At 41.3% G+C, this 939-nt stretch carries 2 protein-coding genes; one reads left to right on the forward strand and one right to left on the reverse strand.

Features of this window, described 5'->3' with window-relative positions:
- The coding region (locus AC1DUW_RS30545) for a class I SAM-dependent methyltransferase (RefSeq protein ID WP_477644409.1) at window positions 1-485 on the forward strand (485 nt) is incomplete at its 5' end.
- Here AC1DUW_RS30545 and AC1DUW_RS30550 read toward each other — a convergent pair.
- Window positions 486-939, reverse strand: a 454-nt coding sequence (locus AC1DUW_RS30550) for a gamma-glutamyltransferase (protein WP_477644410.1), incomplete at its 5' end; no start/stop codon positions are given.

Here is a 939-nt window from a genome sequence, read left to right on the forward strand (position 1 = left end):
GTACTGTGCTTGATTGTACAATGGGCTTGGGCTCAGATGCGATTGTCTCAAGTTTTGCTGCTGGAGAAAATGGACAGGTTAGTGCTTTGGAAGAAAATCAATACTTAGCCTTGCTCGTAGACCATGGTTTGAAAACATGGGAAAATGCAGATGAAAAGATGATTCAAGCGATGAGAAGAATTAAGGTCATTCATACTGATCATTACGAGTTATTGAAAACATTACCGGATAATCATTTCGATGTGGTATATTTCGATCCAATGTTTGAGGAAACAATCCAAGAATCAAATGGGATTAGGGGATTGGCTCATTTTGCGGAAGGTCATGACTTAACAATGGAAATAATGAAAGAAGCCAAGCGGGTTGCGCGAAAGAGAGTCGTGTTGAAGGATCATTTTCGCAGCTCCCGCTTTGAGGAATTTGGATTTGAAGTATTAAAGAGAAAAACATCCAAATTTCATTATGGCTACATTTCTGTACTGTGATTAAGCTTTGTAATCTGACTCATTTAGACCTATCGCACAGCCCTCGCGGCTTGAATCTGCAGCACCATAGCTCGACCCGTCAGCCGGGTTGATTTGTATTGCCTGAACATTCCCTATAGAATGGGGCACTTCATTAAATGCAAAGCCCATTGCTTCTAAGTGGCCTTTGCTAATCATATCAATACCTGATTCCCATTCAATATGAGGGCCCATAGGAGTGAAAATTCTAGGTTCTTCAATGGCTGCTTTTAAGTCCATTTTTAAATCAAGTACATTGATGATCGTTTGTACGACTGAACTGATGATGGTCGGTCCTCCTGGAGAACCTAGCGTCAATATAGGCTCACCGTCTTTAAAGATGATGGTCGGGCTTTTACAGCTGACAGGACGTTTATTTGGCTGTACTTCATTCATTCCACCTGGAATGGAATCGAAATCCGTCAGTTCGTTATTC

This window comes from Peribacillus sp. P4_C12 (assembly GCF_056402095.1).